The following is a 16,632-nucleotide window of genomic DNA, read 5'->3' on the forward strand; positions in this document are numbered from 1 at the left end:
GGAAAAGTATGCTTGCCACTTCAGCGCTTTGGTTTCGCTATCAGGATGACCCGATCCTCAAAGGGCTAACGCTGGACTTTTCAACGCATGCCGTCACCGGGCTGGTCGGTGCTAATGGCTGCGGGAAATCCACGCTGTTTATGAACCTGAGTGGTTTGCTGCGCCCGCAGGAAGGCGCGGTGATGTGGCAAGGCAAACCGCTGGATTACAGCAAGCGCGGCCTGCTGGCGCTGCGTCAGCAGGTGGCAACCGTATTTCAGGATCCCGACCAGCAAATTTTTTATACCGATATCGACAGCGATATTGCCTTCAGCCTGCGCAACCTTGGGGTGGATGAGACTGAAATCTCCCGCCGGGTGGATGATGCGCTCACGCTGGTTGATGCCCAGCATTTTCGCCATCAGCCAATTCAGTGTTTAAGTCACGGGCAGAAAAAACGTGTGGCGATTGCCGGGGCGTTGGTGTTGCAGGCGCAGTATTTGCTACTGGATGAACCTACTGCGGGCCTTGACCCATCAGGCCGCACGCAGATGATTGAGATAATCAAACGCATCGTAGCGCAAGGAAACCACGTGGTTATCTCCAGCCATGATATCGATCTTATCTATGAAGTCAGCGATGCAGTGTACGTTTTACGCCGGGGTGAAGTGCTAACGCACGGCTCGCCGGGTGATGTGTTTGCCCGGACGGATCTTATTGAACAAGCGGGATTAACTCAGCCCTGGCTGGTGAAGCTGCATACCGAGCTGGGCTTCCCGCTGTGTAAAACAGAGGCTGAATTTTTTAGCTGTATGCGAGAGAACGCACTGAAGGAGGCGTCATGACGCAGGCAATAATGTTGCAGGGAACGGCATCTGATGTAGGTAAAAGCGTGTTGGTCGCCGGTCTGTGTCGAATTTTTTATCAGGATGGACTGCGTACCGCACCGTTCAAATCGCAGAACATGGCGCTGAACTCTGGCATTACGCCAGAGGGCAAAGAGATGGGCCGCGCGCAAATTTTTCAGGCTGAGGCCGCCGGTATTACGCCAGATGTGCGTATGAATCCGGTGCTGCTTAAGCCGACCAGCGATCGTAAAGCGCAGGTTGTACTGATGGGCAAAGTGGCAACCGATATGGATGCGGTGAGCTACCACGAGTACAAACCGAAACTACGGGATCAAATCCTGTCTGTTTATAACAGTCTGGCGCAGGAATTCGATGTGCTGGTACTGGAAGGGGCGGGAAGCCCGGCTGAGATTAACCTGCGCGATCGCGATATCGTCAATATGGGTATGGCTGAAATGGCGCAGTGCCCTGTCGTTCTGGTGGCGGATATCGACCGCGGCGGGGTGTTTGCCTCCATTTACGGCACGCTGGCGCTACTGCACGACCATGAACGCGCCAGGGTAAAAGGGGTGATCATCAATAAGTTTCGCGGTGATGTGGCGTTGCTGTATTCCGGGATTGAGCAAATTGAAGCGCTGACCGGCGTTCCGGTCCTGGGCGTCATGCCATGGCTGGACGTTGATCTGGAAGATGAAGATGGCGTTGCGCTGCAAAAGGGCAAATATTTGCGCACAGACAAACGCGACATCGACATCGCCGTTGTTCAGATACCACACATTTCTAACTTTACTGATTTCAATGCGCTTGCCGCACAGCCGGATGTGCGCGTGCGCTATGTTCGCCAGCCTGAAGAGTTGGCGGGGGCCGATCTGGTGATTCTGCCCGGCAGCAAAAACACCCTGGGCGATCTGGTGTGGCTGCGTGAAAGCGGGATGGCGCATGGCGTGGTGCAATTACATCGTAATAACGTACCCGTAGTGGGGATTTGCGGTGGCTATCAAATGCTCGGCGAAACCATCATTGATGAAGTTGAGTCAGGACTCGGTACGTTGCCGGGTCTGGGCTTGCTCGATACCGTAACGCATTTTGCCCAGCACAAAACCACGACCCTGGTTGAAGGACAAATGTCCTCCTCGCTGCCGGACTGGCTGGCGGGTACCGCGGGATTATCCGTTCGCGGTTATGAAATTCATATGGGCGAAACGGCATTAACTGAAGAATGCCGGTCGGTGATGACGCTGCGTAAAGACGGCGGTAACGTGGCTGATGGCGCGGTCACTGCCGATGGCCTGGCGTTCGGCACCTATCTTCACGGTCTGTTCGACAGCGATGAATTTACCCGTGCGCTGGTTAATGGCCTGCGAGAACGTAAAGGGTTAGCGCCGCTGGATTCCACCTTCCATTACGCGCAATATAAATCGCAGCAGTTTGATCTGCTGGCGGATGCGATGCGGCAACACATCGATATTGAGAAAATTTATACCATCATGCAGCAACACCGGGAGCCAGTATGATGATTCTGGTGACTGGCGGCGCGCGAAGCGGCAAGAGTCGGCATGCGGAAGCGCTGATCGCAGATTCTCCAAACGTTTTGTATATCGCGACTTCGCAGATTTTTGATGAGGAGATGGCTGCGCGAATTCAGCATCATCGTGACGGACGTCCTGCGCACTGGCGTACAGCCGAACGCTGGCAACATCTCGATGAACTGATTACGGCAGCAAACGATCCACAAGAAGCCATTCTGCTGGAGTGCATCACCACGATGGTGACCAACCTGCTGTTTGCGCTGGGCGGTGATAGCGACCCGGATAGCTGGGATTACGCGGCGATGGAGCAATCTATTGAGGATGAAATTCGTTCGCTGATTGCGGCCTGTCAGCGTTGTCCGGCGAAGGTTGTGCTGGTCACTAACGAAGTCGGAATGGGGATTGTTCCGGAGAACCGTCTGGCACGGCATTTTCGCGATATTGCAGGACGCGTGAACCAGCGACTGGCGGCGGCGGCTGATGAGGTCTGGCTGGTGGTATCAGGAATTGGAGTCAAAATTAAATGAGTAAGTTGTTCTGGGCAATGCTCTCTTTTATTAGTCGCTTGCCCGTTCCTGCTCGCTGGTCGCAAGGACTGGATTTCGAGCACTATTCGCGTGGCATTGTGATGTTCCCGCTAATTGGCGTGGTGCTGGGAGGGTTGACGGGGCTGGTCTTTATGGCGCTGCAGCCCTGGTGTGGGGTGCCGTTGGCGGCCCTGTTTGCAGTCCTCACGCTGGCGTTATTGACCGGGGGATTTCATCTCGACGGTCTGGCGGATACCTGTGACGGTATTTTTTCGGCCCGTCGACGCGAGCGGATGCTGGAAATCATGCGTGACAGCCGCCTGGGGACTCACGGTGGACTGGCGTTAATTTTCGTGTTGTTGGCAAAAGTGCTGGTGGTGAGCGAACTGGCTTTGCGGGGTACACCGATGCTGGCGGCGCTTGCAGCCGCTTGTGTCGCCGGGCGGGGTACCGCTGTTTTGCTGATGTATCGACATCGCTACGCCCGCGAAGAAGGGCTGGGCAATGTCTTTATCGGTAAAGTCACCGGGCGTCAAACCTGCGTCACGTTGGGATTTGCGGCGATCCTGGCTGCCGTGCTTCTTCCTGGCATGCGCGGCGTGGCGGCGCTGGTTGTTACGATAGTGGCGATTTTTATTCTTGGGCAGTTATTAAAACGCACGTTGGGTGGGCAGACCGGCGATACGCTGGGCGCAGCCATTGAACTTGGCGAGTTGATTTTCCTGCTGGCTCTGCTCTGAGTCAGCCAACATACTGGAACCCTTATGCAGACTTTAACCTCTTTACTCCACGCAATCCCTTCACCTGATAGTGCTGCGATGCTGCGTGCACAGCAGCATGTCGATGGCTTGCTTAAACCGCCAGGAAGTCTTGGTCGACTCGAGTCGCTCGCCGTGCAACTGGCCGGAATGCCGGGTCTGAAGGGCGTACCGCATGTGAATGGCAAAGCGATGCTGGTGATGTGCGCCGATCACGGTGTATGGGATGAAGGGGTTGCCGTTTCGCCTAAAATCGTCACGGCTATTCAGGCTGCTAATATGACGCGTGGGACGACAGGCGTTTGTGTGCTGGCCGCTCAGGCGGGGGCAAAGGTACATGTGATTGATGTCGGCATCGATGCTGAGCTTATCCCTGGCGTGGTGAATATGCGTGTGGCGCGCGGCTGCGGCAATATTGCACAAGGCCCGGCAATGAGTCGTTCGCAGGCCGAGGAGCTGCTGCTGGAGGTTATCCGCTATACCCATGAGCTGGCCAAAGATGGCGTAACGCTGTTTGGCGTCGGTGAACTTGGTATGGCAAATACGACACCAGCGGCGGCAATCGTCAGCGTGCTGACCGGCAGCGATGCCGAGGATGTGGTGGGTATCGGCGCTAACCTGCCGCTTTCAAGAGTAGGCAATAAAGTCGATGTTGTGCGGCGAGCAATTGCCGTCAATCAACCGGATCGCAATGACGGTATCGATGTGCTGGCTAAGGTAGGCGGGTTTGATCTGGTCGGCATGGCGGGTGTGATGTTGGGGGCGGCCTCCTGCGGCCTGCCGGTCGTGCTGGACGGTTTTCTCTCTTATTCCGCTGCGCTGGCGGCCTGCCAGATTGCGCCGCAGATTAAACCTTACCTGATCCCGTCACATTTCTCCGCCGAGAAGGGGGCTCGCACCGCGCTGGCGCATCTTGAACTGGAGCCGTATCTCAATATGGGGATGCGTTTGGGCGAAGGCAGCGGGGCCGCGCTGGCGATGCCGATTGTTGAAGCCGCCTGTGCAATGTACAACAACATGGGGCAGCTTGCCGCCAGCAACATTGTGCTTCCGGATGGTAAGGAAGCATAGTTTTCGGCCACGCTGAACTTCGCCCCATGGTGCAATACCGTTCAGTTAAGCCTGTATGGAAATGTTTTGCTTTGAATCAGTTTCGTTCACCTTATGTGCGTTGCTTCTCTGATAACGTTATACCTGTGAACGCGCAAGGGAGGCTCACCGCCGCCTCCCTTGCATCCCTGGCTCCCGGCGGGAAAATCGTCGCTGCGCGATTCATTCGTCTTATGCCGTCTGCCTTCGGGTCGGGGCCGGGCCTGCGTCCCTGCAGGCCGCCCCCTCTGCCCGCATCCCTGCGGGCAGACCCGGTCAGCCGTCAACGCCTCATCGATTTTCAGCCGGAACGAGGTCATCGCTGCAACGCACTGACTTCCAGCTAACTCTGTTTTGCTGTTCAGATAAAAAACGCAGGGGTCAGGTGTGGGCTGGTCCGGCTGAAAATTGCCGACGTGTTTCCGTAAGGCAGGGAGAACCCGCAGGGATGCGGGTTCAGGGCGCGTTTTGCAGGGATGCTACCTCGCGCCCGGCCCGGTAGCCTGGAGGAATAAACGGAGGGGACCGCGGAGCGGCAATTTTCCCGCCGGGAGCCGGGATTGTAAAGGGCGTGGCGGAGAACGCCCTTTACACGTTCACAGGAATCGGTGTTTCAGAGAAACGATGCACATGAGGTGAACGGAACCCTTACCGTGAGATAGCATATTCATAACTTCTGCCAACACAGGTGATGCTTTCTGATACAGAGGCGTTAACTGAACTGCATTAGCCTCAGGCGGCTTTTTTATGCGGATTTTAGGCGTAACCCACTAAAACAGATAATAAAAGCTATAATTAACGGATATCTGCTGCGGCGAAGGAAAGGAAAAAGATGCGTCGTGTAAAACTGCTTTGTTCACTCATTATGCTGCTCGTGAGTCAGAGCGCGCAGGCGGTGAGTTATCCACTCCCGCCTGAAGGCAGTCGCCTGGTGGGGAGCCCTTTGACCATTACGGTACCTTCAGGAAACACTCAGCCGTTGGAAGCTTTTGCCGCGCAGTACGGACAGGGGTTGAGCAATATGCTGGAGGCCAATCCCGGCGTGGATGTTTTTCTGCCTAAGCCTGGCTCTACGCTGGTTGTGCCACAGCAACTGATATTACCGGATACTGTACGCGAGGGGATCGTAATCAACGTCGCAGAAATGCGCCTTTACTATTATCCCGCTGGCAGCAATACGGTTGAGGTTTTACCCATTGGCATTGGCCAGGCGGGCAGAGAAACGCCGCGTAACTGGGTGACGGCGGTAGAACGTAAGCAGGAAGCACCAAGCTGGACGCCTACGCCGAATACCCGGCGCGAATACGCAGCGCGTGGGGAAAGCCTGCCGGCGTTTGTTCCTGCCGGGCCAGATAACCCGATGGGACTGTATGCGATTTATATCGGCAGGCTTTATGCCATTCATGGCACAAATGCGAATTTCGGTATTGGTCTGCGGGTAAGTCAGGGGTGTATCCGTTTGCGTAATGACGACATTAAATATCTGTTTGATACCGTACCGGTAGGGACGCGTGTGCAACTGATAGACCGACCGGTGAAATACAGCGTAGAGCCTGACGGTAGTCGCTGGGTGGAAGTGCATGAACCACTGTCACGAAACCGGTCGGAATACGAGTCTGACAGAAAAGTTTCCTTGCCAGTCACCCCCGCGCTGCGCACCTTCATCAGCGGGAATGGCGTGGATATGAGTCGCGGAAATCAGGCACTGGAAAGACGCTCCGGCATGCCGGTGAATATCAGTCTGATTCAGACCCATTACTAATATTCAAGGCGACCCTGTGACCTTTAGTCTGGGTGGTGGGTCGCTTTTTTAATTTGATACTGCCCCATTTTTACCACGCCAATATGGTCTGCCATTAGCTGCGCCTCGTGTTCGCTGTGTGTAACCAGCAGTGCCGTTTGCCCGGCGGCACGCAAAATATCCCGTACCTCGTTGCCAAGACGCTCACGCGTGCGCTTATCAAGGCTGGAGAAAGGCTCATCGAGCAGCAGGATTTCCGGATGTGGCGCCAGCGCGCGCGCAAGAGCGATACGCTGCTGTTGACCGCCGGACAGTTCATGCGGATAACGGTCGGCATGACTGTGCAACTCCACCATTTTTAACAGCTCCGCCACCCGGACCTGCTGCTGCTCACGCGGCATACGTCGTAACCCAAAGGCCACGTTTTGTTGCGCGGTCAGGTGAGGGAATAACGCATATTCCTGAAAGACCATGCCGACATGCCGTTTTTCCGGCGGCAGATGAACACCGGAACCGGCAACGCGGCGCTGCGACACATAGATCTCTCCGCTTCGCAACCGTTCAAATCCGGCAACTGCGCGTAACACTGTGGTTTTTCCGCAACCTGAAGCGCCCAGTAGGCAGGCGATCTCTCCTTTACGTACCGACATTGAAAACCCGCTCAGCACCGATTGCTGGCTGTTGCCGTAGGCAACGTGCACATCCTGGAGTCGTAATGCAATTTCTGACATTGTTACTCTCTTAACCACGGCGAGTCATCTGGTGACGTACCAACAAAATAACCGGTAGCGTGCCAGCTAAAACAATCATTAGCGCGGCGATAGCACCTTCTTCATAGGTTCCACGGGCGGCTTCCGCATACAGCAACGTTGCCAGCGTTTCAAAGTTTACCGGGCGCAACAGCAACGTTGTTGGCAGTTCTTTCATGGCATCGGCAAAAACCAGCAGGGCGCTACTCACTAACGCCGGGCGCAGCAATGGGAAATGAACCCGTGCAAATGTGCCCGCACCATTCTCACCCAACAGACGAGAAGCCTGCTCCAGCGAAGGAGGAATGCGGCCCAGGCCGGAATCCAGTGCGCCGATAGCAATCGCCTGGAAACGCATGGCACAACAAATTACCAGCAGGATCCCCGCAGACATCAGCGGCAGGCCGCGAACATCCAGTAAATCTGCCAGCCAGCGGTCGACTGCCATGGCGGGGGTTAAAAAACCAATCGCCAGAATTGTACCGGGAACCGCGTAGCCTAAAGAAGCCAGACGCATTACACCACGGCGAAATCCTGGCATCGCGTTATCTGCGGCGCTATGCCGCGCGCTCCAGGCCACCAACATACTGACGCAAACCACCACCAACGTGGTTCCCGCGGCCAGTGATAACGTATTTTGTAATGCAGCCAGTAACGAGGAGGATATAGGGCTCTCGTCACCTATACGTTTGGCGCTTTCCCAGATTAAAAACAGCACCGGGGCCAGAAAGCCCAGCACAACTGGCAGCGAAATAACGATACCGAGTAGCCAGCCACGCCAGCCTTGCACGCGGGTGGGTTGAATTTCCCGCAGGCTACGGCTGCTGAATCCCTGTTTTCTGCGGCCATAAAATTCCAGCGTCAGAATAAAGAATATAAACATCAGCATCATGCAGGCGATTTGCGCTGCGGCAGATAAATCAGAGCGAGAGATCCACGTGGTGTATACGGTAACGGTTAACGTCTGTACCCCGAGAAATTCCGACGCGCCAATATCGTTAAGCGTCTCCAGCAGCGCCAGACTGATCCCGACGGCCAGTGCCGGGCGTGCCATGGGGAGAGCAACACGAAAAAAGGTCCCGGTCGCGCTGCATCCCAGCGTACGCGCTGCTTCCAACAGATGGGCCGGCTGGCTGATAAACATGGCGCGGGTTGTCAGGTACACGTAAGGATAAAGTACTAATCCGAGCAAAATTATTGCGCCGGAAAGGGAACGTAAATCGGGCAGGCGGAACTGTCGCGGACTGTCAAAGCCCAGTAAGAAACGGATAAAGGTTTGCAACGGGCCAATCGGATGCAGCAGATCGAGCCATGCAAAGGCAACGATGTAGGTCGGCATTGCCAGCGGCAACAGCAGCGCCCAACTGAGAATTTTTCGCCCAGGGAAATCCCATGCCGTTACCGCCCATGCGCTGCCTACGCCAATGACGCCAACCATTATCGCAACACCCGCTAGCAACAGCACGGTGTTTTTTAGCGCTGAAGGCAGTACATATGTCATAAGATTATCCCAGTGGGATAAATCAGCCTGGGTGGCCTGCCAGATCAGCGCAACGATGGGGGTCAGGACGCCAAGCGCGACGCACAATGCGCCAAGATGCAACGGCGTTAATAATGACTGCGGCCCGGAAATCAGGCCGCGTAACGTCGGAAACTGCAGCGATTTATTGATCGAATCCAACTTTATCTACCAGCAAACTAGCTTGTTTACGATACTTCACGATCTCGGTGAGCGGTGTTTTATCGACGTCGATTTCACCGATTGTGGCGCTAATGACCGAGTCAAGCATTACGCCTTTCAGTACTGGATATTCAAAGTTCGCTTTCGCATACTGCTGCTGGGCAGGCGCGGAAACCAGATATTCCATCAGCTTAACGGCATCGGCTTTATTTGGCGCATAGCGGGCAACGGCAGCGCCGCTGATGTTGACGTGCGTACCGCCATTCTCAAATGTTGGTTTAACGACTTTAATGGCATCGCCCCACTGACGAGCATCGCTGCCTTCTTTGGCGTTTTTCATATGGCCGACATAATAGGAGTTGGCCAGACCAATATCACAAATTCCACCGAGGATATCGCGGGCAACATCGCGATCGCCGCCGGTGGCTTTACGCGCCAGGTTAGCCTTGACACCGCGTAGCCATTCTTCGGTTTTAGCTTCACCATGATGGGCAATCATCGCGGCGATCAGCGCCGTGTTGTAGGGGTGCTGACCGGAACGAATACAAACTTTACCTTTGTATTCTGGGCTGGCGAGCTGTTCGTAATGCCAGTTATCGATTGGCAGCGACTTCTCGGCATACAGTACGCGGGCGCGCATAGAAAGCGCAAACCACTGATTATCCGCACCGCGCAGATTCGCCGGAATGGCGGCTTTCAGCGCTTCTGACTCTACCGGCTGGGTGACGCCGGCTTCAACTAAATCGATGAGATTTCCGGCATCGACGGTCATCAGCAGGTCGGCAGGGGAGTTTTTGCCTTCAGCCTTAACACGCTCCAGCATACCGTCTTTGATATAGACCGTACTTACTTTGATACCGCTGGTTTTAGTCCAGCTATCAAGTAAAGGCTGGATCAGGCCCGGTTCACGGGTGGTGTAAAGCGTTAACGTTTCCTGAGCGAAAGCCGGCAGGCTGACAGAGAAGAGGAGGGCAGAGGCAAGCGTGATACGGCGCAATCCGGTGCGAGTCAGAGCATTCATCGTTTTTATCCCAGAGTAATTGGAACATACAGTGAACCGAGTCGGGGCTCGTTCTTTTGGCTCGCGTACAATAAATGATAATCACTAGCACTTACAATAATTGCAAAGTTTAAACGATTTACATTTACACAACTTTAATCAACGATGTGATGCGGCATGGAATGGGGAGTTATGGCAGACTGAGCGCTTATAGAGGCAGCTTTTACACAGACGTTAAAAGCAAAAAGCCCGCTTAAGTTTCCTTAAGCGGGCTTCTTAAATTTGGCTCCTCTGACTGGGATCGCCTTTGCCAGTAACTGGCTAATAAATAAGCTAAACCTGAATACTCTTTCTGTCAAGACCACCATTATGACCCCCTCTAAGAAATGTATGCGCTTGTAAGAAGAAGCAATGCCCATTGGGGTGGATAAGGATACAATCGGTACTCTGCCTGAGCATTATGTTTTAGTGATCTGCTACGATCGCAACAGACAGCTGGTTGATGAAGATATCCACTGCTTTGTCTAGAGAAAACCCCAATGCAGTTCACCAGATATATCTAAATTTTTAGTCTGGCTGAGAGAAGTGAAACTAGTATCCTTAAGGATTTCGGAGAAATCCGAATCAGGGTATAGTGGTCACTGAGCATAAACAAATAGTTGCGTTATTGGGTTATAATTCATTGATAATTATGAATAAAATTTTCAATGTCTGTTGATAAAAATGCAACTTGATTGAAATTGTTTCATAAGGATTCGCTTATGGTTAGGGGATTGTTACTATTCGGAATTATTTTGATGGTAATTATTTTGATGGGGTGCTTCTCTTTTTTACCGGCCTCACAATGGTGGTTTATCAAAAACATCATATCAAATTTTGATTTTGTAAAAGCGCTCCTTTCAATTCTAATATTATCATTGATTACTATATTTTTGTTTTTCGGTATTTTAGAGAAAAAATACTCATTAAAGTTAGAAAAATTAACTTTCGGTGGGTTAAATGTTTTATTTGATAGTTCTGACTTGCTATATAAAAGATCTGTTCGCAATTTCCTTGATACTAAAAGAAGTGTGTTCAAAATTGATCCACATTTTGATTCATTTGAAGAGGTTTTTAACTCTTTATATGATATCTATAATTTTATTCGTGTTGAAATAAGAGTGCTGGATGTTAAGCGGAAAAGAGATATGGAGTTGTATGGTATATCTAATAAAATGCTAAAAAAACTGAATCAACTGCTTACCAAACATCAGAATAATTACAGGCGTTGGCATAAGTACATCTCAACAAACGATATTGTATTGACGAGGGATAAAGATTCTAACGGTGAAAATGTTTCTTTGATTTATCATTTAACACCGATTGGAGTAATCCAGACTCATTATTATCATTTCAGCCAGTTGATGGCTGATTTTGAATGCATTAATAAATTCTTCTGTGAGGAAGTTAGTGTTGTATTTAACATCGATATTGCTAAGTGGGATGAGTAATGCATAAAACTTTTCTGAGTTATCATCATGCAAACGAACAGGATTTGAAGAACGGAATCATTGAAGCATTTGCTGGTGCGTCATTTATTGACAAGTCCGTCAGTGACGGGGATATCAGCACTAATGTCAGTGAAGATTACATTATGCGGAAAATTCGGGAGGACTATCTTGGTGACTCTACCGTAACAGTAGTACTCATAGGTACAGAAACTGCCAGCAGACCTTTTGTTAACTCAGAAATTCAAGCATCTTTATGGGGGGAGAATCCTGGTGGATTAATCGGGGTAATTCGAGATGAAATATATTCGAGCGTGTTTAGCTCGGGTGTGTGTAGTGATACCTCTTGCAATTGCGGGATTGGAATTAGAACCATTGATTGGGGTTATGAACATTATCTCCCTTGGTTAATTAAAAAAAATCATAGTTTTTCAAAACTCGTCCCCCACTATGATGATATGGATGTTTATTGCTCCCTGGTTAAGTATTCAGATTTTATAGGGAATAGTGAATTTTATATTAACCAGGCATTTGATAAAAGAAATATTATGGAACCTGCAGAAAAGAAAAATCCCGCTGATGTTCCTGCTATAAGAACTAATTTACTATGGTGATGAGATGATTTTTACGCCAAGATAAAATTAAGGTAACAGATATGTATAATACCAAAATAATTAAAAGAAAAGTTTTTTTAAGCTACCACCATGATGGTGACCAATATTACTATGATGAATTCTCAAGAAAATTTCATGATGAATATGAGGCTGTAACGGATAATTCTCTTGATCGTCGAGTTGACAGTGACGATATTGACTATGTCATGCGACGTATTCGTGAGTATTATATCGCAGGGACTTCATGTTCCATTGTCTTGGTCGGTAATGAATCATGGGGAAGAAAATATATTGACTGGGAAATTAAATCGACGCTTGATAAACAACATGGACTTATTGGTGTCCAGTTGCCAACATTGTTATCAAATTCTTATGGACAAGTGACTGTGCCCGCTCGACTCAGTGATAATATTGATTCTGGATATGCGCTGTGGGTAAATTGGGCTGATTTTACAGCTAGCATTTCATCGTGTAGGGAATATATCGAACAAGCCAATTGTCGTAGTAATACTCTGATAAGAAACACTCGTGAACGCCGCTTAAGGAATGAATAATATGCTTGAGACGAATTTGGCAAAACCATTTCTGGTTGTTTATATCATTTGGCACCCGGATTTCGCCGGTGGTGCTGGACTGGCCGAAATATTGCGTGGACACTTTCGTCGGGAACTCTATCAGAATGTTGCTGGAGGAACCGGTTTAAGTGTTATTTTTCGTTCTGAGCCTCTACCTAAAACGGGGAAGCCGCTGCCGATCAATTTTTCAGAATCAGAGACCACCGCAGTCCTCATACTTGCAGAATCATGTATGGCAAATGATCCTGAATGGGGGACTTACCTTCGGGAGCTATCCACGCAGTCGGAAATAGCTGGACTAGGTACACATCTTTTCCCCATTGCTATTGATGGAGAAGGATTGAATCTGGGACTGGAAGAGCAGGCATTACGCTGGGACCAATGGATACAGGATGGGAGCAACGATACTGCAAACCTTCATATACGATTGATTAGTGAGCTTACATACGAATTTTGCAGGATGCTGCGCCATTACCTGGAACATCTGAAACAACCAGAAAAAGATGAAGATGAGTTGCTTAATTATCTCAAGAAAGTTCAGATATTCCTTAGCCATTCTAAACATGATAAAGATGGAGAGCGGATTGCTCATTTGATACGTGAGCAATTACATAGTGGACATGGGTTAAGTTCATTCTTTGATGTCCATGATATCCCTGCCGGGCTTCGGTTTCATCAGGTGCTATTGAAACAGCTGGCGCAAAGCGCAGTTGTTGCTATACATACCGACTCTTATTCTTCGCGTGAATGGTGTCGCCGAGAGATTATAGAAGCTAAACGTAATAGTGTACCTTTAGTTGTTGCCAACTGTATTAGCGAATTGGATGAAAGGGGATTTCCTTATATGGGAAATGTCCCCATAGTGAGAATGGATCCACAGCAGGCTGAACGAATTAATATCATTATTGCACGACTGCTTGATGAGGTTCTGAAAGATTTTCTGTGGCGCTGTCGTATACAATTGGTTAATACCGAACAAAGTGCAGTGCAGTTTGTTCCGCGTGCGCCGGAGTTAATCTCACTTGCTGGCTTAAAGTTCCACGGTATCGGGCAGCCTACAATTGTATATCCCGACCCACCCTTAAGTTCGGAAGAGGAGCGCTTATTTGAAGAAGTTAAACCCGGTATCAGGCTTAGAAGTTTTACCGAATGGCTGGCAGAGGGAACATCATGACTTATCGTGAAATGCTTAGTCAGCATGTTATTGCAATATCTACATCAGATAGCCCAGATATGCCTGTATTGGGGTTAAGTCAACAGCATTTATATGACGCGATGACAGAAATTGCGCGTCATTTATTAGCCTTGGGAGCCCGGATTGTTTATGGAGGAGATTTACGTGCTAACGGTTTTACTGAACTGTTATTTGAGTTAGTAGCACGCCATAGAAGAGATGCGGATGAGGGGGATGAACGTTCCAGTATATTGAACTATCTGGCATGGCCGGTGCATATGCAAAAAGATTCCAGTGACTTGGAAAGGCTCAGTGCGGACCTGAAAGGAATGGCAAGGCTTGTTTTATTCAATCGGGATGGCGAGTCGTTGCCAATGGCAGAACGAGCCCATTACATAGCAACTATTCCTTCTGATGAAGATTGGGAAAAAGGTTTGACAGCAATGCGACATGCTATGTTACAAGACACACATGCCCGTATTATTCTTGGCGGGCAGGTAGATAAGTATAAGGGGGCAATGCCTGGTATAGCAGAAGAGGCTATATTATCACTTCGCGCTAAACAACCCCTTTTCATTATGGGGGGCTTTGGTGGATGTGCAAAAGATATCACCGAGTCTCTGAATATTGTGGCATCTGACGGAATGCAGAAACGCAACTGGAGAGGTCGGGAAGAATTTTCTGGTTTCTCTTTCCAGGATCTTAATAACGGACTCACTGAGGAAGAAAATACTGTGCTAGCACAGACTCCGCATGTGGACCAAGCTATCGCCATGATTTTGAGAGGACTTTTCCGATTAGTAAAACGTTGCTGAAAAAATACTTAAATTCCATTATCATTATATGTATTAGCTTAGACTTGCTTTGGCACTCTTGCGGTACTGAGCTAAACCTAATCTGATATGTCGGTCTGTGCAAAAGCCCGTACACATAGTAGCCTTTTAATTTGTATAAGTAGCAGCAGAGCCGAAGTGCAAGGAAAACGTTGTGAGACGATGACGATATACAGAGCAATCATATATAATATGAAGAAAGAGCCGTGCTTGCGGCTCCAAAATGTTATAATTTCGCATATATAGCATTAAACCAAGTTAATGTCTCGCCTTTTGCATCACTTGCAGTGAGCATTTGATAACTCATTTTTGCTGTAGCAAATTTATTTATCTTCTTCTTCGCTTTACTTTCATTATAACGTGTTAAAGCAGATACCTCTGTTGATACATCTGTCGTATCATCTATGGTTATTTTTACACCAAACACCGCCTGAATAGCATCAGGATGTAAATAATTTTCCATTTCCCTTTTTTCAGTCATGAATGCTATGGAACCATCATTTCTAGCATTTACTGACTTACATTCTTTTTCATACTGAGGAGGGATGGCAACATCTCTATCATAGATGTGAATCTCAGGTTTATTTAGAATTTTTAAGTAATTATTATTAACCCAATCTTTAAGAGTATGTCCCCCCATTGGAATGAAAACTATACGCGGATCATTTATCATATCAGGAACATTTGGAACACCTTGGTCGAGATAAATTTTACCGATATTCTTTAAAAAGTTTATATCATTAGGGCCTTCAACGCATACAAGAACAGATGCCCTACTATCAGGGTATACGCCAAGATCATTCGCTATGTTCTTTAGCACATCATCATTACCATTTTTAACCTCTAAACCATCATCGAGTGTTCGGGTTATATGGCGTAGAGATTCTGTAGGTATCTTTTCCACAAGTGCAGGGACGTGGGTGGTAATCAATACTTGGCATTTATCAGCATTTGCTAATTCTTGAAATGCATCAATAAGAAGTCTTTGATTAGATGGGTGTTGAGATGTTTCAGGTTCTTCAATTGCATAAATAACTCCTTTATCTGGGAATTCTTTTTGCAATCTTTCTGCTTCCGCTTTAAAAAAACTAATCAGGACTAAACGTCTAACACCACTACCACGTTTATTGATAGCTATTCCTCTATCATCTTCCAATGTTAGCTTGAAAATATTTTCCCACTTAGGTTCCACTTTAAACTTTGGGACTAACCCGGCAGCAAGATTAGGAGATATATCATGTAAATGTTTAATTGTGTTTTCAGCCACTTCAACTGCATGTTCTTTTACGCTTTCTTTAATGGATTCAAGTTGAATGTCAATCTTCTGCAATGCTGTTTGAACCGCTGACTTCATAGGATCCTGTACTTCTGATTCTTCATCGGTACTAGGCCTGTCTGCGCGGAATAATGCAAAGTGAGGGAGTTTGTCATATATTTTTTCACAAATAACCTTGCCCTCCTCAGCATTTAATTTAACGAAGATTTCTTTGAGCTTTAAATCTCCAATTTTCCTGTAAATTTCTTGTCTTAAACTAACATTGGACCTTTTATCAGCTCCATCAACACCAATAGATTCGGCAATTACTTTAAGTTCATCATTTTTTTTAGCAAGTAAAGATTTCGCGCCTTTTGCTGAGGGAGCCATACATTTAGCTTGAACGCTGCCAGATCCCTTACCTTTTGCAAATACTCTATATATTTCTAGCTTTCCATTACTATTTAATAAATATTCTTCTTTAAGGTTAGTTATAGATGTGGCATCCAAAACTATAGGTATATCAGCTCCTGAAAAGATACATCCAATTGACACGTCTTCATTTTCCACGCTATCGACACATTTATCGGTAGCATCATATTTACATAGTTTATGTTCAAAGAAGACACCAAGTGCGTCTAAGATAGTTGTTTTACCAACATCATTACGACCAACTAATGCAGTTAGTGAGTTAATGTCAATGCTATGTTCTCCATGATAGCCACGAAAGTTCTTTAAGATTAGTTTTTCAAGTTTCATAAAAATTTCCATTTTTAAAAATTAAAATTTTATT

At 48.5% G+C, this 16,632-nt stretch carries 15 protein-coding genes; 11 read left to right on the plus strand and 4 right to left on the minus strand.

Annotated features, from left to right (window positions below; translation table 11 throughout):
* Window positions 1-8 precede the first annotated feature (8 nt).
* The 6 genes from HV314_RS10210 to ldtA all read left to right on the plus strand — a co-directional run bounded on the left by HV314_RS10210 (window position 9) and on the right by ldtA (window position 6,492).
* Window positions 9-824 (plus strand): energy-coupling factor ABC transporter ATP-binding protein, encoded by an 816-nt coding sequence (locus tag HV314_RS10210; RefSeq protein WP_016153514.1) that lies wholly within the window; start codon window positions 9-11, stop codon window positions 822-824.
* Window positions 821-2,341, plus strand: coding sequence for a cobyric acid synthase (locus tag HV314_RS10215; protein WP_049270773.1), 1,521 nt, complete (start codon window positions 821-823; stop codon window positions 2,339-2,341). Before HV314_RS10210 ends, HV314_RS10215 begins: the two co-directional genes overlap by 4 nt.
* Window positions 2,338-2,883, plus strand: coding sequence for a bifunctional adenosylcobinamide kinase/adenosylcobinamide-phosphate guanylyltransferase (gene cobU, locus HV314_RS10220; RefSeq protein WP_016156859.1), 546 nt, complete (start codon window positions 2,338-2,340; stop codon window positions 2,881-2,883). The genes HV314_RS10215 and cobU overlap by 4 nt, the downstream gene beginning before the upstream one ends.
* Entirely contained in the window at window positions 2,880-3,623 is a 744-nt protein-coding gene (cobS, locus tag HV314_RS10225) for an adenosylcobinamide-GDP ribazoletransferase (RefSeq protein ID WP_019077089.1), read from the plus strand. Before cobU ends, cobS begins: the two co-directional genes overlap by 4 nt.
* 24 nt (window positions 3,624-3,647) lie before the next feature.
* A complete protein-coding gene (gene cobT, locus HV314_RS10230) occupies window positions 3,648-4,712 on the plus strand; it encodes a nicotinate-nucleotide--dimethylbenzimidazole phosphoribosyltransferase (protein ID WP_016156857.1) in 1,065 nt (354 codons plus the stop codon).
* Between the two features lie 850 nt (window positions 4,713-5,562).
* A complete protein-coding gene (ldtA, locus tag HV314_RS10235; protein ID WP_181547958.1) occupies window positions 5,563-6,492 on the plus strand; it encodes a L,D-transpeptidase in 930 nt (309 codons plus the stop codon).
* 23 nt (window positions 6,493-6,515) lie between these two features.
* On the opposite strand, the gene HV314_RS10240 is transcribed toward ldtA, so the two are convergent.
* The 3 genes from HV314_RS10240 to HV314_RS10250 are packed head-to-tail and all read right to left on the minus strand — an operon-like array spanning window position 6,516 to window position 9,922.
* Window positions 6,516-7,202, minus strand: a complete 687-nt coding sequence (locus HV314_RS10240; RefSeq protein ID WP_181547959.1) for an ABC transporter ATP-binding protein — start codon at window positions 7,200-7,202, stop codon at window positions 6,516-6,518.
* A 10-nt stretch (window positions 7,203-7,212) separates the two neighbouring features.
* Complete coding sequence (locus tag HV314_RS10245; RefSeq protein WP_181547960.1) at window positions 7,213-8,901, minus strand: ABC transporter permease; 1,689 nt, start codon at window positions 8,899-8,901, stop codon at window positions 7,213-7,215.
* The gene (locus HV314_RS10250) at window positions 8,885-9,922 is read right to left on the minus strand and encodes an extracellular solute-binding protein (protein WP_181547961.1); all 1,038 of its coding nucleotides are present in this window, start codon (window positions 9,920-9,922) and stop codon (window positions 8,885-8,887) included. Before HV314_RS10250 ends, HV314_RS10245 begins: the two co-directional genes overlap by 17 nt.
* A 740-nt stretch (window positions 9,923-10,662) precedes the next feature.
* Here HV314_RS10250 and HV314_RS10255 point away from each other — a divergent pair.
* Genes HV314_RS10255 through HV314_RS10275 form a run of 5 tightly spaced genes read left to right on the plus strand, consistent with a single transcriptional unit; the run spans window position 10,663 to window position 14,566 of the window.
* A complete protein-coding gene (locus HV314_RS10255) occupies window positions 10,663-11,391 on the plus strand; it encodes a hypothetical protein (protein ID WP_181547962.1) in 729 nt (242 codons plus the stop codon).
* A complete protein-coding gene (locus HV314_RS10260) occupies window positions 11,391-12,002 on the plus strand; it encodes a TIR domain-containing protein (RefSeq protein ID WP_181547963.1) in 612 nt (203 codons plus the stop codon). Before HV314_RS10255 ends, HV314_RS10260 begins: the two co-directional genes overlap by 1 nt.
* Window positions 12,003-12,043: 41 nt before the next feature.
* Window positions 12,044-12,556 (plus strand): TIR domain-containing protein, encoded by a 513-nt coding sequence (locus HV314_RS10265; protein WP_181547964.1) that lies wholly within the window; start codon window positions 12,044-12,046, stop codon window positions 12,554-12,556.
* A gap of 1 nt (window position 12,557) precedes the next feature.
* Window positions 12,558-13,751 (plus strand): toll/interleukin-1 receptor domain-containing protein, encoded by a 1,194-nt coding sequence (locus HV314_RS10270; protein ID WP_088402940.1) that lies wholly within the window; start codon window positions 12,558-12,560, stop codon window positions 13,749-13,751.
* Window positions 13,748-14,566 carry a hypothetical protein gene (locus HV314_RS10275; RefSeq protein ID WP_023143487.1) on the plus strand — a complete coding sequence of 273 codons (819 nt, stop codon included), beginning with the start codon at window positions 13,748-13,750 and terminating at the stop codon, window positions 14,564-14,566. Before HV314_RS10270 ends, HV314_RS10275 begins: the two co-directional genes overlap by 4 nt.
* 244 nt (window positions 14,567-14,810) lie before the next feature.
* Here the strand turns inward: HV314_RS10275 and HV314_RS10280 are convergent, their stop codons facing one another.
* Window positions 14,811-16,598, minus strand: a complete 1,788-nt coding sequence (locus HV314_RS10280; protein ID WP_098363227.1) for an ATP-binding protein — start codon at window positions 16,596-16,598, stop codon at window positions 14,811-14,813.
* Window positions 16,599-16,632: the final 34 nt, after the last annotated feature.

The sequence above is a fragment of the Citrobacter sp. RHBSTW-00887 genome, assembly GCF_013728095.1.
Classification (GTDB): domain Bacteria; phylum Pseudomonadota; class Gammaproteobacteria; order Enterobacterales; family Enterobacteriaceae; genus Citrobacter; species Citrobacter braakii.